Origin of the sequence: Jiangella asiatica, assembly GCF_004349065.1 — a bacterium.
GTDB lineage: Bacteria > Actinomycetota > Actinomycetes > Jiangellales > Jiangellaceae > Jiangella > Jiangella asiatica.
This window is the reverse complement of sequence record NZ_SMKZ01000006.1, coordinates 1-18,750: the sequence shown is the minus strand read 5'-3', so window position 1 is coordinate 18,750 and position 18,750 is coordinate 1. Positions and strand designations below refer to the sequence as shown.

At 69.9% G+C, this 18,750-nt stretch carries 22 protein-coding genes and 1 pseudogene; 10 read left to right on the top strand and 13 right to left on the bottom strand.

Going from position 1 to position 18,750, the window contains the following annotated elements:
• Positions 1–51: 51 nt before the first annotated feature.
• The 5 genes from E1269_RS06135 to E1269_RS06115 all read left to right on the top strand — a co-directional run bounded on the left by E1269_RS06135 (position 52) and on the right by E1269_RS06115 (position 4,163).
• Complete coding sequence (locus E1269_RS06135; protein WP_131892452.1) at positions 52–432, top strand: VOC family protein; 381 nt, start codon at positions 52–54, stop codon at positions 430–432.
• Positions 433–777: 345 nt separating this feature from the next.
• Positions 778–2,463 carry a sodium:solute symporter family protein gene (locus tag E1269_RS06130; RefSeq protein ID WP_131892450.1) on the top strand — a complete coding sequence of 562 codons (1,686 nt, stop codon included), beginning with the start codon at positions 778–780 and terminating at the stop codon, positions 2,461–2,463.
• A 10-nt stretch (positions 2,464–2,473) separates the two neighbouring features.
• Positions 2,474–2,758: a hypothetical protein gene (locus E1269_RS06125; protein ID WP_131892448.1), complete on the top strand. Its 285-nt coding sequence runs from the start codon at positions 2,474–2,476 to the stop codon at positions 2,756–2,758.
• Between the two features lie 108 nt (positions 2,759–2,866).
• Complete coding sequence (locus tag E1269_RS06120) at positions 2,867–3,346, top strand: sigma-70 family RNA polymerase sigma factor (protein ID WP_131892446.1); 480 nt, start codon at positions 2,867–2,869, stop codon at positions 3,344–3,346.
• Positions 3,339–4,163 (top strand): anti-sigma factor family protein, encoded by an 825-nt coding sequence (locus E1269_RS06115; RefSeq protein WP_131892444.1) that lies wholly within the window; start codon positions 3,339–3,341, stop codon positions 4,161–4,163. The genes E1269_RS06120 and E1269_RS06115 overlap by 8 nt, the downstream gene beginning before the upstream one ends.
• A 15-nt stretch (positions 4,164–4,178) precedes the next feature.
• On the opposite strand, the gene E1269_RS06110 is transcribed toward E1269_RS06115, so the two are convergent.
• From E1269_RS06110 to E1269_RS34160, 5 genes and pseudogenes are all read right to left on the bottom strand, one after another.
• Positions 4,179–4,970 carry a sterol carrier family protein gene (locus E1269_RS06110; protein ID WP_131892442.1) on the bottom strand — a complete coding sequence of 264 codons (792 nt, stop codon included), beginning with the start codon at positions 4,968–4,970 and terminating at the stop codon, positions 4,179–4,181.
• 9 nt (positions 4,971–4,979) lie between these two features.
• Entirely contained in the window at positions 4,980–5,408 is a 429-nt protein-coding gene (locus E1269_RS06105) for a type II toxin-antitoxin system VapC family toxin (RefSeq protein WP_131892440.1), read from the bottom strand.
• On the bottom strand, positions 5,405–5,722 hold the full coding sequence (locus E1269_RS06100; RefSeq protein WP_239000805.1) for a type II toxin-antitoxin system Phd/YefM family antitoxin: 318 nt from the start codon (positions 5,720–5,722) through the stop codon (positions 5,405–5,407). Before E1269_RS06100 ends, E1269_RS06105 begins: the two co-directional genes overlap by 4 nt.
• The gene (locus tag E1269_RS06095; protein WP_131892438.1) at positions 5,719–6,252 is read right to left on the bottom strand and encodes a 2'-5' RNA ligase family protein; all 534 of its coding nucleotides are present in this window, start codon (positions 6,250–6,252) and stop codon (positions 5,719–5,721) included. The genes E1269_RS06100 and E1269_RS06095 overlap by 4 nt, the downstream gene beginning before the upstream one ends.
• A 26-nt stretch (positions 6,253–6,278) precedes the next feature.
• Positions 6,279–6,389, bottom strand: a pseudogene (locus E1269_RS34160) (TetR/AcrR family transcriptional regulator); the annotation flags it as partial.
• On the opposite strand from E1269_RS34160, the gene E1269_RS32760 reads away from it, so the two are divergent.
• From E1269_RS32760 to E1269_RS06080, 3 genes are all read left to right on the top strand, one after another.
• On the top strand, positions 6,375–6,737 hold the full coding sequence (locus E1269_RS32760) for a VOC family protein (RefSeq protein ID WP_420810600.1): 363 nt from the start codon (positions 6,375–6,377) through the stop codon (positions 6,735–6,737). The pseudogene E1269_RS34160 and the gene E1269_RS32760 sit on opposite strands and share 15 nt — an antisense overlap.
• 140 nt (positions 6,738–6,877) lie before the next feature.
• Positions 6,878–7,468: an ArsR/SmtB family transcription factor gene (locus E1269_RS06085; protein WP_131892436.1), complete on the top strand. Its 591-nt coding sequence runs from the start codon at positions 6,878–6,880 to the stop codon at positions 7,466–7,468.
• Positions 7,465–8,796, top strand: coding sequence for an MFS transporter (locus E1269_RS06080; RefSeq protein WP_131892434.1), 1,332 nt, complete (start codon positions 7,465–7,467; stop codon positions 8,794–8,796). Before E1269_RS06085 ends, E1269_RS06080 begins: the two co-directional genes overlap by 4 nt.
• On the opposite strand, the gene purL is transcribed toward E1269_RS06080, so the two are convergent.
• The 4 genes from purL to purB form a co-directional block, all read right to left on the bottom strand.
• Complete coding sequence (purL, locus tag E1269_RS06075) at positions 8,760–11,012, bottom strand: phosphoribosylformylglycinamidine synthase subunit PurL (RefSeq protein WP_131892432.1); 2,253 nt, start codon at positions 11,010–11,012, stop codon at positions 8,760–8,762. The two genes, E1269_RS06080 and purL, sit on opposite strands and share 37 nt — an antisense overlap.
• Positions 11,009–11,686, bottom strand: coding sequence for a phosphoribosylformylglycinamidine synthase subunit PurQ (purQ, locus tag E1269_RS06070; RefSeq protein WP_420810599.1), 678 nt, complete (start codon positions 11,684–11,686; stop codon positions 11,009–11,011). The genes purL and purQ overlap by 4 nt, the downstream gene beginning before the upstream one ends.
• Entirely contained in the window at positions 11,683–11,946 is a 264-nt protein-coding gene (purS, locus tag E1269_RS06065) for a phosphoribosylformylglycinamidine synthase subunit PurS (protein WP_131892428.1), read from the bottom strand. The genes purQ and purS overlap by 4 nt, the downstream gene beginning before the upstream one ends.
• Before the next feature lie 146 nt (positions 11,947–12,092).
• Complete coding sequence (gene purB, locus E1269_RS06060) at positions 12,093–13,526, bottom strand: adenylosuccinate lyase (RefSeq protein WP_131892427.1); 1,434 nt, start codon at positions 13,524–13,526, stop codon at positions 12,093–12,095.
• A gap of 152 nt (positions 13,527–13,678) precedes the next feature.
• Between purB and E1269_RS32755 the strand changes: the two genes are divergently transcribed.
• Positions 13,679–13,822, top strand: coding sequence for a GPGG-motif small membrane protein (locus E1269_RS32755; RefSeq protein ID WP_203432996.1), 144 nt, complete (start codon positions 13,679–13,681; stop codon positions 13,820–13,822).
• On the opposite strand, the gene E1269_RS06055 is transcribed toward E1269_RS32755, so the two are convergent.
• Positions 13,815–14,030, bottom strand: a complete 216-nt coding sequence (locus E1269_RS06055; protein ID WP_131892426.1) for a hypothetical protein — start codon at positions 14,028–14,030, stop codon at positions 13,815–13,817. The genes E1269_RS32755 and E1269_RS06055 overlap by 8 nt on opposite strands.
• 313 nt (positions 14,031–14,343) lie before the next feature.
• Here E1269_RS06055 and E1269_RS06050 point away from each other — a divergent pair, with 313 nt between their 5' ends.
• A complete protein-coding gene (locus E1269_RS06050) occupies positions 14,344–15,126 on the top strand; it encodes an LLM class F420-dependent oxidoreductase (protein WP_131892424.1) in 783 nt (260 codons plus the stop codon).
• A 108-nt stretch (positions 15,127–15,234) separates the two neighbouring features.
• Here the strand turns inward: E1269_RS06050 and folE are convergent, their stop codons facing one another.
• The 3 genes from folE to hpt form a co-directional block, all read right to left on the bottom strand.
• Positions 15,235–15,840 (bottom strand): GTP cyclohydrolase I FolE, encoded by a 606-nt coding sequence (gene folE, locus E1269_RS06045; RefSeq protein ID WP_239000800.1) that lies wholly within the window; start codon positions 15,838–15,840, stop codon positions 15,235–15,237.
• Positions 15,841–15,844: 4 nt separating this feature from the next.
• Positions 15,845–17,845 carry an ATP-dependent zinc metalloprotease FtsH gene (ftsH, locus tag E1269_RS06040; protein ID WP_131892422.1) on the bottom strand — a complete coding sequence of 667 codons (2,001 nt, stop codon included), beginning with the start codon at positions 17,843–17,845 and terminating at the stop codon, positions 15,845–15,847.
• 234 nt (positions 17,846–18,079) lie between these two features.
• Positions 18,080–18,631: a hypoxanthine phosphoribosyltransferase gene (gene hpt, locus E1269_RS06035; RefSeq protein WP_239000799.1), complete on the bottom strand. Its 552-nt coding sequence runs from the start codon at positions 18,629–18,631 to the stop codon at positions 18,080–18,082.
• Positions 18,632–18,750 lie beyond the last annotated feature (119 nt).

Here is an 18,750-nt window from a genome sequence, read left to right as displayed (position 1 = left end):
GATCCGTGTGCGGCGACCCGGCCAGGTTCCACACCGAGAGTAGGTTCGCCCATGGCATGCCGTATCAGTGAGCTCGTGCTCGGTTGCCGCGACCCTGAGGTGCTGGCGCGGTTCTGGTGCGAGGTCCTGGACTTCGTTGTGCTCGATCGCGAGGATGACGGCTCGGTGGAGATCGGGCCGCGCGAAGGGTTCGGCGGCCCGCAGCCGACGATCATCCTCAGTCGCAGAGACGAGCCTGAGAAGGGGAAGTCCCGGCTGCACATCGACGTCAACGCCACCGACCGCGACCAGGACGCCGAACTCGAACGCCTCCTGAACCTCGGGGCACGCCCGGCCGACATCGGCCAGACCGGCGAGGAGCAATGGCACGTCCTCGCCGACCCCGAAGGCAACGAGTTCTGCCTGCTCAAGGCCCGCCTCAACCCACTCTGACGGCTCTCGTCGGCAACGAGGACCGCGACCGGCCCTCGGGTTCGGGGACCGGGGGCAGTCCGTGCTCGACCGCCTCGTCCAGGCCGTGCGCCCGCGAGGACCGTAACGCGTGAGCGGCCCGCGGGCGCACCGGATGACGCGAGCCGGATTCATGCCCGCCTCGGGGCCGGCATCATCCGGCGCACCCACCCCAGCACCTGGATCAGGCGCTCCTAGCGCAGCACACAATCATCGACAACAACGGATGTGACCACTACTAACGGGTAGGGTCACGGATGGCGCCGGACGGGCCGGTGCCCCACCGCCCGCGCCGGCGGCGGCGACTTGCCTGCCAGGAGTGACGACATGACCCTGGTCGCGGACGCGAGCTTGCGACTGGACGCCGGGTTCTGGGACTACACGCTGATCGCGGTTTATTTCGCGTTCGTGCTGGGCATCGGGGTGATGGCGCGGTACGCCGTCTCCGACAGCCTGGACTTCTTCCTGTCCGGCAGGTCGCTGCCGGCGTGGGTGACCGGGCTCGCGTTCATCTCGGCGAACCTGGGCGCCATCGAGATCGTCGGCATGTCGGCCAACGGCGCCGAGTACGGCATGCCGACGATGCACTACTTCTGGGTCGGCGCGGTGCCGGCGATGCTGTTCCTCGGCATCGTGATGATGCCGTTCTACTACGGCTCCAAGGTGCGCAGCGTGCCGGAGTTCATGCTGCGCCGGTTCGGCCCGGCGGCTCACCTGGTCAATGCCATCAGCTTCGCCGCCGCGCAGGTGCTCATCGCCGGCGTGAACCTGTTCCTGCTGGCCACGCTGGTCAACGCGTTACTGGGTTGGCCGACGCCGGTGGCCATCGTGGCCGCGGCGGTGATCGTGCTGAGCTACATCACCCTGGGCGGGCTGTCGGCGGCCATCTACAACGAGGTGCTGCAGTTCTTCGTCATCGTCGCGGCGTTGTTCCCGCTGACCATGGTGGCGCTGAACCGCGTCGGCGGCTGGGACGGGCTGGTCGACGGCGTCCGCGACTCCACCGGCTCCACCGAGCAGATGAGCGCCTGGCCCGGCAACGAGCTGGCCGGGTTCGACTCCAGTGTGCTCTCGGTCGTCGGCATCGTGTTCGGTCTAGGGTTCGTCCTGTCCTTCGGGTACTGGACGACGAACTTCGTCGAGGTGCAGCGGGCGATGGCGTCCAAGAGCATGTCGGCGGCCCGGCGTACGCCGATCATCGGCGCGTACCCCAAGATGTTCATCCCGTTCCTGGTCGTGATCCCGGGCATGATCGCCGCGATCATCGTGCCCGAGCTGTCGGAGTTCAAGCAGACACAGTCCGACGCGGCCGGTGTCGACTACAACGACGCGATCCTGCTGCTCATCCGCGACCTGCTGCCCAACGGCATGCTGGGTCTCGCGATCGCCGGTCTGCTCGCGTCGTTCATGGCGGGCATGGCCGCGAACATCAGCTCGTTCAACACCGTCTTCAGCTACGACATCTGGCAGCGCTACGTCGTCAAGGACCGCGAGGACCAGTACTACCTGCGCGTCGGCCGCACCATCACCGTCGTCGCGACGGTCGCGGCCATCGGCACCGCGTTCATCGCGTCCGGCTACTCGAACCTGATGGACTACCTGCAGCAGCTGTTCTCGTTCTTCAACGCGCCGTTGTTCGCCACGTTCATCCTCGGCATGTTCTGGAAGCGAATGACCGCCGCGGCGGGTTGGATCGGGCTGGTGGCGGGAACGCTGTCGGCCGTGACCGTGTTCGTCCTCTCCGAGACCGGGGTACTCGACCTGCCCGGTCAGGGCTCGGCGTTCCTCGCCGCCGGAGCGGCGTTCGTCGTCGACGTCGTCGTCAGCGTGGTCGTGAGCAGGGCCACCGCACCCAAGCCGGAGCGCGAGCTGGTGGGCCTGGTCTACGGGCTGACGCCGAAGGAAGACCTGCGCGATCCCCGTGACCGCGACGAGGCCTGGTACCAGCGACCGGGCCTGATGGCCGGCATCGCGCTGGTGCTGATCATCGCACTCAACATCATCTTCTTCTGAGGAGCCGGACATGAGCCTCAAGGGAACACCCCCGGACTCGGCCGCCAGGCCGCGCCGGGCCGGGCTGTTCGATATCCGCGTGGTCATCGCCGGCCTCTTCGGCATCTTCGGCCTGGTGCTGCTGGCTATGGGTCTCTTCGCCACCAGCGACGCCGACCTCGACAAGGCCGACGGCATCAACGTCAACCTGTGGACCGGCGTCGGGCTGCTCATAGCGGCCGCGATCTTCGCAGCGTGGACGTGGCTGCGCCCCGTCGTCGTCACTGGACTCCCCGATGACCGCACCGCCGAGTGACCCCGGAAGCGGGGGCCAATCGATTCGGCGTCCGCCCTCGTATATCAGGATGTGAGTGTGTCGGACGAGGCACTGCTCGCCGGCGTGGCCGCCGGCGATGCTGACGCGATGGCCGCGTTCGTCCGCCGCCACCAGGGCCGCGTCTATGGCTTGGCGCTGTCGGTCGTCGGTGTTCCCGCCGTCGCCGAGGAGGTGGCCCAGGAGGCGTTCGTGCGAGCCTGGCGGCATGCGGGCAACTACGATGCCCGACGTGCCCAGGCCTCGACCTGGCTGCTCACGATCACCCGCAACGTGGCCATCGACGTGTTGCGGGTGCGCCGCGAGCTGGCCACCGAGCCGGTCCTGATGGCCGAGATGCTGGTGGCACCGAACAACGACGGCGACCGCGTCGCTGACAGCGACCGGATCACCACCGCCTTGCGCGCGATCCCTCGTGAGCAGGCGGTCGCCGTCCTGCTGTCCGTCCATTTCGGTCTGACCGCACGGGAGATCAGCGAGCAGGAAAAGATTCCGCTGGGAACAGCCAAGACACGCATTCGCACCGGGCTGTCTCGGCTGCGCACGATGCTCGAGGTGAGACATGGTTGAGCCGACGAGGTGCGGCGACATCGCCGATGCACTGGTCGAAGTCGCGACCGGTGCCGCCAGCGGCCCGGACCGTGCCCGGGTGCTGAGCCACCTGGCCGAGTGCCCCGACTGCCGCCGCGAGCTGGAGGAGTTGACGAGGGTCGCCGACGAGGTTCTGCTGGTGGCCCCGGAGCACGACCCGCCGGCCGGGTTCGAGGGTGCCGTGCTGGCCCGGATCGCCGAACTGAGCGCGGAGCCGGACGACGACGACGTCGCGGCGGAGGCCGCCGAGCCGATGCCCGGTCCTGCCGCCGAGCACGCCGGCCCGCGTGCCGGCGCGCATCCTGACGCCACCGTCGAACCGCACGAGCCGGCGACGGTGACGCCGCTGACCGGTCGCCGCCGGTGGCCGCAGGCGCTGGCGGCGGCCGCGGGGGTCGCTGCCGCCGCCGCGGGCATCAGTGCCGGTGTGGTCTGGCAGTCCACCTCGGAGGACCGTGACCTCGCCGCCAGCTACCGAGAGACGCTGGACGTGGCGAACGGCCGATACTTCCACGCCGCACCGGTCCACGACACCGACGGCGACCAGGTCGGCCACGTCTTCCTCTATCAAGGCGAGCCGTCGTGGGTGTTCACCGTGCTGGACGACACAGTCGAGCCGGGCACCTACGACGTCGTCGTGGCAACGGCCGCCGGGACGGAGAGTGTCGCCGACTGCGAGGTGTCCGAGGCCGGCGGAGGTACCGGTGCCACCATCGACGCCGACATTCGCGACATCGACCAGATCGACCTCGTGGCCGCGGACGGGACGGTATTCACCGCCGACCTGGCCGGCTGACCGCCGTCGACGGCATCACAGCAGCGGCAGGTGCGCCGACAGGTCGGCCCGGCGGCCGCTGGCCAGCACCGCGCCGGACGCGACCTCGTGGTCCCAGGTGGTCCGGCCGGCGGCGAGGCGCAGCCAGGACGCCGACGCGAGGTCGACGGTGTTCGGTGGCGTGCCGCGCGTGTGCCGGGGGCCCTCGATGCACTGGATCGCGGCGAACGGCGGCACCCGCACCTCGACGCTGCGGCCTGGGGCGCGCTGCGCGAGCACGTCGAGCAGTGCTCGCACGGCGAGCCGGAGCGTGTCGCGCGGGAGGTCCGGCGTGCCGGCGTCCGGGACCGACCGGCCGAGGTCGTCGGCGTGCACGGCCACCTCGATGACCCGCGTGACCAGGAAGTCCGCGAGCCGGACCGGTACCCGCCGCGTGGTCACGACGACGTCGTCCGGGCCCAGCTCGTCGATGGTCCGGGTGGCCGCCGCGTGCCGTTCGTCGACCGCGGCGAGGATGCGCTCGGGCTCGCGGCCGGCGTCGTCGGCGATGGCGCGGGTGCGGCCGGCCTGCTCACGCGCCGCGGGTGCGTACGCGGCCAGGTAGTCGCTGACGGTCTGCGCGCGGACCCCGCGCGGCGCCGGCGCGACCGACGTCACCGCCTCGGCCACCAGGACGAGGTGAGCGGCGAGGTCCGCGACGTTCCAGCCGGCCAGGACGCTGGAGCGGTCCCAGGCCTCGATCGGAAGCGTGGCCAGCCAGGTCCGTAGCGCCTCGTGTCCGCCCCGATACGCCGCCCACCCGGCGGCCGGCTCGATCCGCTTCGCCACCCCGGCAGGCTACCCGTCGTCGCTGAAGGGGTTGAGCAGCTCGACGCCCGTGGCGGCGAAGTCACGGACGCTCCTGGTCACGACCGTCAGGTCGTGACACAGTGCGGTCGCTGCGATCTGCGCGTCGATCGGATCGACCGGCCGGCCGCCGTTGCGGCAGCGCGCCAGGGTGCGCCCCCAGACGTCGGCGACTTCGTCATCCACCGCGAGGATGCGTCCCTCGAAACGAGGCGTCAGTCCGCCGACGAGCCACGCCTCCAGATTGGCGCGACGGCGCCCGGTGGGCAGCTGGTCGATGCCCTTGCGGAGCTCACCGAGCGTGATGGCACTGACATACGTGGTGTCCTCCGCCACGGTGTCCAGCCACTCGACCACGAACGGGTCAGGATACCGCTTGAACCCCTCGGTGAGGACGTTGGTGTCGACGAGGTAGCTCACAGGTCGACCTCACGCACCCGGCCGCCCTTGACCCGCTCGACCACTAGGTCTTCGTCACCGACAGGTGCCGTCGCCAGGAACTCGGCGAGCGTGCCCTGGCGGCGCTTGCGACGCTCCCATTCCTCGACCGAGACCACCACCGCCACCGGCCGGCCGCGCCGGCTGATGGTCTGCGGTCCGTTTGAAGCCGCTGTTTCCAGCAACTCGCTCAACCGCGCCTTCGCGTCGGCGACGCTCCATGCCTCCGTGTGTGCGGCCTGCCCCATGGTCGCCACCTCCCGGACCAGAATAGTCTTGATGGTCAGCGAAGTCATCTCGGACAAGGGAGGCGTGGTAGTAGCCAGCGCTGGCCGGTGCCACTGTCGATCAACGCCGCCCGTTCCGCCCGCGCGCGCAAGGGCAGGACGTCGTAGACCGTGGCTGCCAGCACGCCGAGGTCGGCCAGCTGGACGCGCGGAGCGATCGTGCAGTGCGGGATCCACGAGCCGGGCTCGTAGTTGCGGTGCAGGTCGGACCCACAGCTCCGCAGCACGTCGACGAGCCGCTCCTGACGGGTGACGAGGTCCGCGGTGACCGCCGAGACCAGCCAGCACCGGCCGCGCCGGAACGTCCCGATGCCGTCGAAGTGCAGGTCGACCGGCTTCCCCTCGGGCAGGCCGTCGAGCGCGGCGCGGACCTCGTCCACGTCCCAGCGGCGCAGCACCGCGAGCGAGAGGTGTGGCACGTGCCGGCCGTGGGTGTGCGACGCGAGCGACGTGATCCCACGCTCCTCGAGGCGGACCCAGAGGCGGCGGACGGCTGCCTCTGCGCGCGGGTCGAGGAGCATGCACACGGCAAGGGCCACGGCCCCAGGTTAAGGACTCGCCGCCGCAGCGCCTCGCGCAGGTGGCGCGCGGACGACGCCTCGTCCAGGGCATGCCACTCGTCCCAGCCGAGGACGGCCGGGCCGTCGATGGGCATGATTCGGTGCACCTCGGGGTCGACTTCGAGGTCACCGTCGAGGCCGACTGGTACGTGAGCCTCAGGCATCGTCACGCGCCACAGGTCGAGCTGGCCTTCGTCGACCAACGGCACGAGACCATCCCGGCGGTCTACCGCCGGCCGGCGCGCGGACTGCTGCTCGACGTCGAGGACCCCGACGTCGACGGCGTACACGAGCGGCTGGTGCACGGCGCCGGCTCGCCCGTCGCACTCGACCTGCGCAGCGAAGCCTTCGGCCAGCGGCACTTCATCGTCAAGGCGCCCGACGGCGTCCTCGTCGACGTGATCACGCCGATCGAGCCGTCGGGCGCGTACGCCGATCAGTACGTCGCCGACGCCACCCCTTGAGGGTCCGCGCGCTACACCACCAGGCGATTACGCGCTTTACGAGGCTTGCGAGCATGGTGCGACACGAGATTTCGTGCTGAACGTGATCATTCCCAAAGGGCCGCTTGACAGAATGGTCGGGATTGGCCAACCATACGGGAATGGCCGACCAGTCCGCCGTTCCCGACTATGAGCTCGCCGACGAGATCGAGCTCACCGACCCGGCGCAGTACCGGGCCCTGTTCGACGACACCCGACTCAAGATCGTGCACCTGCTGCTCGAGCGTGCCGCCACCACCTCGGAGCTGGCGTTCGCACTGGACAAGCCGAAGGGGACCGTCGGGCACCACCTGAAGGTGCTGGAGTACGCCGGGCTCGTCCGCATCGTGCGGACCAAGCAGGTGCGTGCCATCGAGGCCAAGTACTACGGCCGCACCGCGCGCGTGTTCCTCTATCACAACTGGGGCCGCAACGAGTTCGAAGGCATCGACCTGGAGCCCGGCGGCCTGCTGGCACACTCCGTCGCCGAGGCCACCCATGTCCCCGAGCACCTGCGGGACCTCCCGTCCGGCTCCAGCACCCACTACGCGCGCATCCCGGTCGAGCGTGCCGCGGAGTGGCGCGAGCGGATCTACGAGCTGCTCACCGAGTTCTCCAGCGAACCGCGCGGCGGCGAGGTCACGTACGGCCTGATGATGGCCATCTACCCGACCACCCGCGGCCACCTGCCAGAGCCGGCGGACGGCGCATGAGCGCGCTGGGCCGCAACTACTGGAAGCTCTGGAGCGGCTCGGTCGTCGCCAACCTCGGCGACGGCCTCTCCGCGGTGGCGATTCCCTGGCTGGCCACCGCCGTCACCCGCGACCCGCTGCAGATCGCGCTGGTCACATTCGCCACCAAGATCCCGTGGCTGCTGTTCGCGCTGCCGGCCGGCGTCATCACCGACCGGCTGGACCGGCGCAAGCTGGTCGGCGCGATGGACGTGCTGCGCTTCGCGGTCATGTTCGCGTTCTCGTGGGTGGTGCTGTTCTGGCAGTCAGACCTCGGGACACCCGACGAGGTGGCCGACGGCACCGCGGCCCTGCCCGACGACGGCGTCGTGCTCCTGGCCCTGCTCTACGTCATGGCGTTCCTGCTGGGCACTGCCGAGGTGCTGCGCGACAACACCGCGCAGACGCTGCTCCCGTCGGTCGTCCCGAAGGAGCGGCTGGAGAAGGCGAACGGGCGGATGTGGGGCGCCGAGATCGTCGTGAACATGTTCGTCGGCCCACCGCTGGCCGGGCTGCTGCTGGGATTGGCGTTCGCGCTGCCGTTCTTCGTCAACGCCGCGACGTTCGCCGTCGCCGCCGCTCTGGTGTTCGCGCTGGCTGGTCAGTTCGCGCCGAAGGGCAAGGTGACCAGCGGCCGGATCGCCTGGCGGGCCGAGATCGGCGAAGGCGTGCGCTGGCTGTGGCGCCACGCGCTGCTCCGGTCGCTCGCGTTCCTCCTCGGCGCCACCAACCTGCTGACCACCGCCGCGACCGCCGTGTACGTGCTGTTCGCCCAGGAGGTCCTCGGACTGACCGCCACCACGTTCGGCCTGCTCATGAGCGGCGTCGCCATAGGCGCGGTGATCGGCTCGCTGCTGGCCGACCGGGTCGCCACCCGGATCGGCCACGGTCCGTCGCTGTTCCTCTCGCTGGCCGGGCTCACCGCCGGGCTGGCCGTCATCGGGCTGACGTCGTCACCGATCCTCGTCTGGGTGGTCTTCCTGACCCAGGGCTTCCTGGTGGTGCTTTGGAACATCATCACGGTCTCGCTGCGTCAGACGATCATCCCCGACCACCTGCTCGGCCGGGTCAACTCGGCGTACCGGTTCTTCGGCTGGGGCGCGATCTCGCTCGGGACGCTGCTCGGCGGCGGGCTGGTGGCCGTCGGCGAGACGTTCCTCAGCCGCGAGTGGGCGCTGCGCGTGCCGTACCTGATCGCCGCCGTGCTGCACGTGGCGCTGTTCGTCTACGCGCTGCCCCGGCTGGGCTCGGAGAAGATCGCCGCGGCAAAGCGTCAGGCCTCGACCGCGGAGGCCAGCGTGGACTCGTGAGCGGTGCGCAGCTCGTCGACCGGGACGGTGAACAGGCCCTGGGCGTCGAGCATGCCGCCGTCGTCGACCACGCCGATCCGCTGGTGCGCGAAGTGCCGCGCCGAGCACATGTCGGTGAACCGGACCTCCTCCGAGCGGGGCACCGCGACGACGGCGCGAGCCTGAGACTCGGAGAACAGGAACACGAACGGGTCGATGCCGTCGGGCACCCACACCCGCGCGCCGACGCCGTACCGCAGCACCGACTCCGTCAGCGCCACCGCCAGGCCGCCGTCAGAGACGTCGTGCGCGGCATCGACGAGCCCGTCGCGGGAGGCGTTGACCAGGATCTCGGCCAGCTCGCGCTCGGCGTCGAGGTCGACCGACGGCGGCAGCCCGCCCAGGTGCGCGTGCTCGGCCCAGGCCCACTCGGAGCCGCCGAACTCATCACGCGTCTCGCCCAGCAGGTAGATGACGTGTCCGGGCGTGCGGAAGCCCTGCGGCGTGCGCCGGGCGACGTCGTCGAGGACACCGAGCACACCGACCACCGGGGTCGGCAGGATGGCCGTCTCGCCAGTCTGGTTGTACAGCGACACGTTGCCGCCGGTGACCGGGGTGCCGAGCACTTGGCAGGCGTCGGCCAGGCCGCGGACGGCCTCGGCGAACTGCCACATGACGGCTGGGTCCTCCGGGGAACCGAAGTTGAGGCAGTCGGTGACGGCCAGCGGCCGGGCGCCGGTGGTGGCGACATTGCGGTACGCCTCGGCCAGGGCCAGCTGCGCGCCGGTGTACGGGTCGAGCTTGGCGTAGCGCCCGTTGCCGTCGGTGGCGATGGCCACACCGAGGCCGGACTCCTCGTCGATGCGCAGCACGCCGGCGTCCTCGGGCTGAGCCAGGACGGTATTGCCAAGCACGTACCGGTCGTACTGGTCGGTGACCCAGGACTTCGACGCGACGTTGGGCGAGGCGAGCAGCCGCAGCAGGGTGGCGCGCAGCTCGTCGCCCGTGCTGGGCCGCGGCAGCCGCGTCGGCACCGCCGCCTGCAGTTCGTCCTGCCACGCCGGCCGCTCGAACGGCCGTGAATAGACCGGGCCGTCGTGGGCGACGGTGCGCGGGTCGACGTCGACGATGGTCTCGCCGTGCCAGTCGATGACCAGGCGGCCGGTGCCGGTGACCTCACCGATGACGGCGGTCTCGACGTCCCACTTCGCGGTGATGGTGAGGAAGGCGTCGAGGTTGTCGGGCGCGACGACGCCCATCATGCGCTCCTGCGACTCCGACATGAGGATCTCGCCGGGAGTCAGGCTGGGGTCGCGCAGCAGGACCTTCTCGAGCTCGACGTGCATGCCACCGTCGCCGTTGCTGGCCAGCTCCGACGTGGCACAGGAGATGCCGGCCGCGCCGAGGTCCTGGATGCCCTCGACCACCCGTGCCGCGAACAGCTCCAGGCAGCACTCGATGAGCACCTTCTCCATGAATGGGTCGCCCACTTGCACCGCGGGCCGCTTGCTGGGCTTACTGTCGTCGAACGACTCCGATGCCAGGATGGACGCGCCGCCGATGCCGTCGCCGCCGGTGCGCGCGCCGAACAGGACGATCTTGTTGCCGACGCCCGAGGCGTTGGCCAGGTGGATGTCCTCGTGCTTCATGACGCCCACACACAGCGCGTTGACTAGCGGGTTCGCCGCGTACGACGGGTCGAACACGACCTCGCCGCCGATGTTGGGCAGGCCCAGGCAGTTGCCGTAGCCACCCACGCCGGCCACCACGCCAGGGAGCACCCGGTGCGTGTCGGCGGCGTCGAGCGAGCCGAACCGCAGCGAGTCCATGACGGCGACCGGCCGGGCACCCATGGCGAGGATGTCGCGGACGATGCCGCCCACTCCCGTCGCCGCGCCCTGATACGGCTCGACGTAGGACGGGTGGTTGTGCGACTCGACTTTGAAGGTGACCGCGTAGCCGTTGCCGACGTCGACGACGCCGGCGTTCTCACCCATGCCGACCAGCAGCGCGTCGGTCGGCGGCGCCTTCTCGCCGAACTGGCGAAGGTGCACCTTGGAGCTCTTGTACGAGCAGTGCTCGGACCACATGACGCTGTACATCGCCAGCTCGGCGTTGGTGGGCCGGCGGCCGAGGATGTCGAGGATGCGCTGGTACTCGTCCTCCTTGAGGCCGAGCTCTCCCCACGGCTGCGGCTGGTCAGGGGTCTTGGCCGCCAGCTCGACGGTGTCGATCATGCGCGGATGAGTCCTTCCAGCACGGAGGTGAAGAAGCCGAGGCCATCGGTGGTGGGCCCGGTCAGCGACTCGACCGCGTGCTCGGGGTGCGGCATCAGCCCGACGACGTTGCCGCGGGCGTTGGTGATGCCGGCGATGTCGCGGTAGGAGCCGTTGGGGTTGTCGTCGAGGTAGCGGACCACGACCCGGCCCTCGGCCTCGAGCTCGTCCAGGGTGCGCTGGTCGGCGACGAAGCCGCCCTCGCCGTTCTTCAACGGGACGACGATCTCCTGCCCCTGCTCGTACCCGGAAGTCCAGGCGGTGGCCGTGCTCTCGACCCGCAGCCGTTGGTCGCGGCAGACGAACTTACGGTGGTCGTTGCGGATCAGCGCGCCCGGCAGCAGGTGCGACTCGCACAGCGTCTGGAAGCCGTTGCAGATGCCGAGCACCGGCAGACCGCCGCGGGCGGCGTCGACCAGCGGTTGCATCACCGGAGCGAATCGGGCGATGGCGCCGCAGCGCAGGTAGTCGCCGTAGGAGAAGCCGCCCGGCAGCACCACCGCGTCGACGCCGTGCAGGTCGGCGTCGCCGTGCCAGAGCGCGACCGCCTCGCCGCCGGCCACACGCACCGCCCGCCCGGCGTCGCGGTCGTCCAGTGAGCCGGGGAAGGTGACCACACCGATGCGCACGCTCAGACCTCGGCCCCGGACTCGACGTGGATGGTGAAGTCCTCGATGACCGGGTTGGCCAGCAGCGTGGAAGCGGCGCGCTCGATCTCGGCGACCGCCTCCGGCGTGGCCGGACCGGCCAGCTCGATCTCGAAGCGCTTGCCCTGGCGGACCGAGGTGACACCCTCGAAGCCCAACCGGCCCAGCGCACCCTGCACGGCCTTGCCCTGAGGGTCGAGAATTTCGGGTTTGAGCATGACGTCGACAACGACCCGGGCCACGGGCACGCTCCTCGCGCGGCAGAGAACTTGGGGGCATCCCCAGGATACCCACTCGGCCGCCGCCAGCCGCGCCTGACTCCCGCATCCACCGATTGCAGGCTCCCGGCGCGTCGGAGCGACTCCGCGCCGGGGTTTCTGCTGGCTGCAGAGCGTCAGAGGATCGGCGACGGGGTGTAGGCGGCGGCTTCGGGGTTGGCCGCGGCGATAGCGTCGACGCGGCGGACGATCTCGGTCACCTGGGCCGATGCCGCGCCGGTGAACTCGATCGGCGAGCGGACCAGCGCGTCCAGATGGGTCCGGTCCAGGCCGAGGCGGGGGTCGGAGGCCAGCCTGTCGAGCAGGTCGTTGCGTTCGGCACCACGCTCGCGCATCGCCAGCGCGACGTCGACGGCGTGCTTCTTGATGACCTCGTGGGCGCTCTCGCGGCCGACGCCGGCCTTGACCGCGGCCATGAGCACCGACGTCGTGGCGAGGAACGGCAGGTACCGGTCGAGCTCGCGGAAGATGACCGCGGGGTAGGCGCCGAACTCGTCGAGCACGGTGAGGAACGTCTCGAACAGGCCGTCGAGGGCGAAGAACGCGTCCGGCAGCGCGACCCGGCGCACCACCGAGCAGAACACGTCGCCCTCGCCCCATTGCGCGCCGGCCAGTTCGGCGACCATCGAGGCGTATCCGCGCAGCACGACGGCCAGGCCGTTGACGCGCTCGCAGGACCGGGTGTTCATCTTGTGCGGCATCGCGCTGGAGCCGACCTGGCCGGGCTTGAAGCCCTCGGTCACCAGCTCCTGGCCGGCCATCAGCCGGATGGTGGTGGCCAGTGACGACGGCGCGGCGGCCACCTGAACGAGGGCGGAGACGACGTCGTGGTCCAGCGAGCGCGGGTAGACCTGGCCGACGCTGGTGAGGACGCGTTCGAAGCCGAGGTGCGCGGCGACCCGCCGCTCCAAGGTCGCCAGCCGTTCCGGGTCGCCACCGAGGAGGTCGAGCATGTCCTGCGCGGTGCCGACCGGGCCCTTCACGCCGCGCAACGGATAGCGGGCGACGAGGTCGTCCAGCCGGTCGTAGGCGACCAGCAGCTCGTCGGCGGCGGAGGCGAACCGCTTGCCCAGCGTGGTGGCCTGGGCCGGCACGTTGTGGCTGCGCCCGGCCATCACCGTCTCGGCGTACTCTCCGGCCCGGGCGGCCAGCCGGACCAGCACGGCCACCGTCCGCGCACGGATGTGCTCCATGGACCGCCGCACCTGCAGCTGCTCGACGTTCTCGGTGAGGTCGCGGCTGGTCATGCCCTTGTGGATGTGCTCGTGTCCGGCGAGCGCGTTGAACTCCTCGATGCGGGCCTTGACGTCGTGACGGGTGACCCGCTCACGTGCGGCGATCGAGTCGAGGTCGACGTCGTCGAGCACCGCCCGGTAGGAGTCGACGACGCCGTCGGGAACATCGACACCGAGGTCGCGTTGCGCCTGCAGGACGGCCAGCCACAGCTGGCGCTCCAGGACGATCTTGTGCTCCGGCGACCACAGCCGGGCCAGCTCCGGCGATGCGTAGCGGGCGGCGAGGACGTCGGGGATCGAGGGCTTGTCAGGCACGACGTCCATTGTCTCGCACGCGCGGCTCCGCTCCGTCACCGCGCCGGTCCGCCGCCCTGCGAACCGGGCGTACCACCATGTTTAGGAATCGGGGCCGCGGGCATGGACTGATCATCGAATCCGGCCGTTGTCGGGAACGAAAGGGAATCGACATGGAATTTCTTCTGTGGATTCTGGCCGTGATCCTGGTCGTTGCCGGGATCGTCACGCTGGTGCGCGGCCAGATGCTCTGGGGCATCGTGCTCATCGTTGTCGGGCTGCTCGTCGGCCCGGGTGGGGTGAGCATCTTCACGTGATGCCGGCCGCCGCCAGCGGCGGCACCACGGCCAAGAACGACCGCAACACCTCTCGTATCCGGTCCGGCGGCATGTCGTCGGGTACGAAACGGCCTGGGCGGCCAGCCCGTCGACGCGGGTACTCCGCCCAGGCCCGTACGTGGTGGTCGGCGTCTACCGGCACCGGCTCGCCGGGGTAGCCGGCCAGCCGGTAGACGATCTGCACCACCGGTCGCGTTACTGCGCCCACATCCACGCCGCGCTGTCCAGCTCGCCCTGCCGGCGACCACTCGCCAATGGCCGGCCATAGCTGGAATCCCGCGCCGCTCCCGATCGAGTGGGATCAGGGTCTTCAGGATTCCTGCAGCCAGCCGGCCGCGCCGTCCCGCAGGACGCCCGCGGATCCACGTCGACCAGGCCAGTCCGACCGGTCCGGATACCGCCGTGCCGGCACCTGACCCCGTCGGCGGCGGAATGACGGCGGGCACGGGTGCGGTTGTTCCCTGGCGGCAGACGTCCCCGACCCGTCGAACGAGGCCCCCATGACACGACCGATCCGCATCGGCATCCAGATCCAGCCGCAGCACGCGGACTACAAGGAGATTCGCCGTGCCGCCGCCGAGGCTGAGGATCTCGACGTCGACATCGTCTTCAACTGGGACCACTTCTTCCCGCTGCGCGGCGAGCCCGACGGCAAGCACTTCGAGTGCTGGACGATGCTCGGCGCCTGGGCGGAGTCGACCTCACGGGTCGAGATCGGCGCGCTGGTCTCCGCCAACAGCTACCGGAACCCGGAGCTGCTGGCCGACATGGCGCGCACCGTCGACCACATCAGCGACGGCCGGCTGATCCTCGGCATCGGCGGCGGCTGGTTCCAGCGCGACTATGACGAGTACGGGTACGAGTTCGGCACCGCGGGCAGCCGCCTGGACGACCTCGGCGAGGCGCTCCCGCGCATCAGGAGCCGCTGGGAGAAGCTCAACCCGCCGCCCACCCGCGACATCCCGATCCTCATCGGCGGCGGCGGTGAGAAGAAGACCCTGCGGCACACCGCGGAACACGCGACCATCTGGCACGCGTTCGGCGACGCCGCGACCCTGCGCCACAAGGCCGGGGTGCTGGACTCCTGGTGCGCGCAGGTGGGCCGCGACCCCAGCGAGATCGAACGATCGACAGCGGTCAGCGGCCGGCCCGGACGGAAGGCTGAGGAGCTGGTCGACGTCGGGGTCACGCTGTTCACCATCAGCGCCTCGGGGCCGTCGTACGACCTGAGCATCGTGCCGGAGTGGGTGACCTGGCGCGACCGCGTGAACGCGGCCGCCTGAGCCTGCCTGAGTTGGTGGGAGCGGGACGCCGGCCCGGGGTGGCTCGGGCGGCCGAGCGAGGAACGAGCGAGCGGGCGAAAGCGGCATCCCCCTCCCACCGGCGACCGATCAGCGTCCGATGATCAGGCTCATCGCCTCGGCCCTGGTGGTCGCGTTGCGCAGCTGACCGCGCACCGCGCTGGTGACCGTCTTGGCGCCGGGCTTGCGTACCCCGCGCATGGTCATGCACAGGTGCTCGGCCTCGACGACGACGATGGCACCGGCCGGCTCCAGCAGCTCGACCAGGGAGTCCGCCACCTGAGTGGTCAGGCGCTCCTGCACCTGCGGCCGCTTGGCGAAGACGTCGACCAGCCGGGCCAGCTTGGACAGACCCGCGATGCGGCCGGTGGGCCCGGGGATGTAGCCGACGTGGGCGTAGCCGTAGAAAGGCACCAGGTGGTGCTCGCACATGGACGCCAGCTCGATGTCCTTGACCAGGACCATCTCGTCGTGGCCGAGCTCGAACGTGGTGGTGACGACGTCGGCGGGGTCCTGGTGCAGCCCGCGGAACATCTCCGCGTAGGCCCGGGCGACCCGCGCCGGTGTGTCGGCGAGGCCGTCGCGGGACGGGTCTTCACCGATCGCGAGGAGCAGCTCACGTACGGCCGCCTCGGCTCGTGCGTGGTCGAACCGCACGGGCGCGTCCGGCTGACCCTGGTCGATGTCGAGGCTCACAGTGTCAACTCCCGCCCGCGGCCTCGGGGTTGGTCACCGGGTTCGGCTCGGGCGCGATGGTGATGCCTTCCTCGTGGTCGGCGTGGTTGCCGTTGGTGGAGACCTTCACCGGGAACGCGACCGGGCCCTGATCCGACGGCTTGCGGGTGGCCGAGCCGGTCCAGGCCGGGCGCGGGCTGCGCTTGCGGATGGCGGCGAAGATCTCCGCCACCTCCTCCTTGTTCAGCGTCTCCCGCTCCAGCAACGCCAACACGAGGTTGTCGAGGATCTCGCGGTTCTCGACGAGGACGTCGAACGCCTCCTGGTGCGCGGTCTCGATGAGCTTGCGCACCTCCTCGTCGACCTGGCCGGCGACGGTCTCGGAGTAGTCGCGCTCGTGCCCCATGTCGCGGCCGAGGAAGGGCTCGGACCGGTCGGAGCCGAACTTGATGGCGCCGAGCCGCTCGGTCATGCCGTACTGGGTGACCATGCGCCGGGCCAGCGTCGTGGCCTTGTCGATGTCGTTGGCCGCGCCCGTCGTGGGGTCGTGGAAGACGAGCTCTTCCGCGGCCCGGCCGCCCATCATGTAGGCGAGCTGGTCGAGCATCTCGTTGCGGGTGGTGGAGTACTTGTCCTCGTCCGGCAGCACCATGGTGTAGCCGAGCGCGCCGCCGCGCGGGAGGATGGTCACCTTGTGCACCGGGTCGGTGTGGTGCAGCGCCGCCGCGACCAGGGCGTGCCCGCCCTCGTGGTACGCGGTGATCCGCTTCTCCTCGTCCTTCATCAGGCGCGAGCTCTTCTGCGGCCCGGCAACGACGCGGTCGATCGCCTCGTCGAGTGCCTGCGGCGAGATCATCTTCTCGTTCTTGCGCGCGGTCAGCAGCGCGGCCTCGTTGAGCACGTTGGCGAGGTCGGCGCCGGTGAAGCCCGGCGTGCGACGGGCGACGGCCCGCAGGTCGGCGTCCTCGGTCAACGGCTTGCCGCGAGCGTGCACGCCAAGGATCTTCTCGCGCCCCTCGAGGTCCGGCGGTTCGACGGCGATCTGCCGGTCGAAGCGGCCCGGGCGCAGCAGCGCGGGGTCGAGGATGTCGGGCCGGTTGGTCGCCGCGATGAGGATGACGTTCGTCTTGATGTCGAAGCCGTCCATCTCGACCAGCAACTGGTTCAGGGTCTGCTCGCGCTCGTCGTGGCCGCCGCCCATACCGGCGCCGCGGTGCCGGCCGACGGCGTCGATCTCGTCGACGAAGACGATGGCCGGCGCGTTCTCCTTGGCTTCCTTGAACAGGTCGCGGACCCGGGAGGCACCGACACCGACGAACATCTCGACGAAGTCCGAACCGGAGATGGAGTAGAACGGCACCCCGGCTTCACCGGCGACAGCCCGGGCGAGCAGCGTCTTGCCGGTGCCGGGCGAGCCGTACAACAGCACGCCCTTGGGGATCTTGGCGCCGACAGCCTGGAACTTGCCGGGCTCCTGGAGGAACTCCTTGATCTCGTGGAGCTCCTCGATGGCCTCGTTGGCGCCGGCGACGTCTGCGAACGTCGTCTTCGGCGCGTCCTTGCTTGCCAGCTTGGCCCGGGACTTGCCGAACTGCATGACCCGGCCGCCACCGCCTTGCATCTGGGTCATGAAGAAGAAGATCAGAGCACCGAGGATCAGGAACGGCAGCAACGTGCCGAGAATGCCCCAGAGGATGCTGGGCTGCGGCACCTCGACGTCGTAGCCACCTTCGAGGTTGCCCTCGTCGTACTGCCCCTGCAGCGCCTCCTGGAGCGCGATGCCCTGGCCCTCGACGTACTGAGCCACCAGCTTGGAGCCGTCGTTCAGGGTGAGCTCGATCTCCTGCGTCTCGCCACCGGTGATCTTGGCGGACTCGACGTTGCCGTCCTCGATCTGGCTGACGATCTGCGCGGTGTCGACGTCTTCGGTGCCGTCGGTGCGGTCGAGGACACTGCTCAGCACGACAGCGGCGAGCACGAAGATGAGCAACCAGATCAGTGGTCGCGTGAATCGCTTGGCGTTCATGATGCGAGACCTTGCGGCCTCGTACCTCCTGATGATCGGCTGGCAGCTTCAGCACACGCCGCGAACGCCCGGCATGTCCACCGAAGGTGTCGGATCGTCCGACGATACCTTGCGCGTGGCCTGCCGTACCATTCCGGCACCGTCCCGTACATCTACATCAACGACGCAGGTGAGCCGCCGTGTTCCCGGGGGACTTGACGGATCGGTCACATCGTGCATCGAAGATCGTGCTGATCAGCTGTAGACGTGCGGCGCGAGGGTGCCGACGACACGCAGGTTGCGGTACCGCTCGGCGAAGTCCAGCCCGTACCCGACCACGAACGCGTTCGGGATATCGAAACCGACATAACGGACGTCGACTGACGTCTTGGCCGCCTCGGGCTTGCGCAGCAGCGTGCACACGTCGACGGAGGCCGGCCCGCGCGAACGCAGGTTGGAGACCAGCCACGACAGCGTCAGCCCGGTGTCGATGATGTCCTCGACGACGAGCACGTGGCGGTCGGTGATGTCGGTGTCGAGGTCCTTGATGATGCGCACGACGCCGCTGGAACGGGTGCCCGAGCCGTACGACGAGATGGCCATCCAGTCCTGCTCCACGTGCCGGGACAGGTGCCGGCTGAGATCGGCCATGACCATGACCGCACCCTTGAGTACGCCGACGAGCAGGAGATCCTTGCCCTCGTAGTCCCGCTCGATGGCGACGGCCAGCTCGGCCAGGCGGTTCTGGATGTTCTCCTCCGTCAACAAGATCTTCTCGAGGTCGTCGTCGACGTGTCGGGGATCCACGTACGGCAGCCTTTCACACGTTGTCGTTGACTTGTGGGGTGTGGGGGGATGCCGGCCCCGCCCGCCTCGCTCGTTCCTCGCTCGGACGCCCGTGCCTACCCCTGCCGGCATCCCCCCAC

Coding starts and splice junctions, on each gene's coding strand:
- E1269_RS06115 (WP_131892444.1), top strand. CDS start 3,339: ATGGTTGAGCCGACGAGGTGCGGCGACATCGCCGATGCACTGGTCGAA.
- E1269_RS06085 (WP_131892436.1), top strand. CDS start 6,878: ATGGCCGACCAGTCCGCCGTTCCCGACTATGAGCTCGCCGACGAGATC.
- E1269_RS06080 (WP_131892434.1), top strand. CDS start 7,465: ATGAGCGCGCTGGGCCGCAACTACTGGAAGCTCTGGAGCGGCTCGGTC.
- E1269_RS06100 (WP_239000805.1), bottom strand. CDS start 5,722: ATGACTTCGCTGACCATCAAGACTATTCTGGTCCGGGAGGTGGCGACC.
- E1269_RS32755 (WP_203432996.1), top strand. CDS start 13,679: ATGGAATTTCTTCTGTGGATTCTGGCCGTGATCCTGGTCGTTGCCGGG.
- E1269_RS06125 (WP_131892448.1), top strand. CDS start 2,474: ATGAGCCTCAAGGGAACACCCCCGGACTCGGCCGCCAGGCCGCGCCGG.
- E1269_RS06120 (WP_131892446.1), top strand. CDS start 2,867: ATGGCCGCGTTCGTCCGCCGCCACCAGGGCCGCGTCTATGGCTTGGCG.
- ftsH (WP_131892422.1), bottom strand. CDS start 17,845: ATGAACGCCAAGCGATTCACGCGACCACTGATCTGGTTGCTCATCTTC.
- E1269_RS06130 (WP_131892450.1), top strand. CDS start 778: ATGACCCTGGTCGCGGACGCGAGCTTGCGACTGGACGCCGGGTTCTGG.
- E1269_RS06050 (WP_131892424.1), top strand. CDS start 14,344: ATGACACGACCGATCCGCATCGGCATCCAGATCCAGCCGCAGCACGCG.
- E1269_RS06135 (WP_131892452.1), top strand. CDS start 52: ATGGCATGCCGTATCAGTGAGCTCGTGCTCGGTTGCCGCGACCCTGAG.
- purL (WP_131892432.1), bottom strand. CDS start 11,012: ATGATCGACACCGTCGAGCTGGCGGCCAAGACCCCTGACCAGCCGCAG.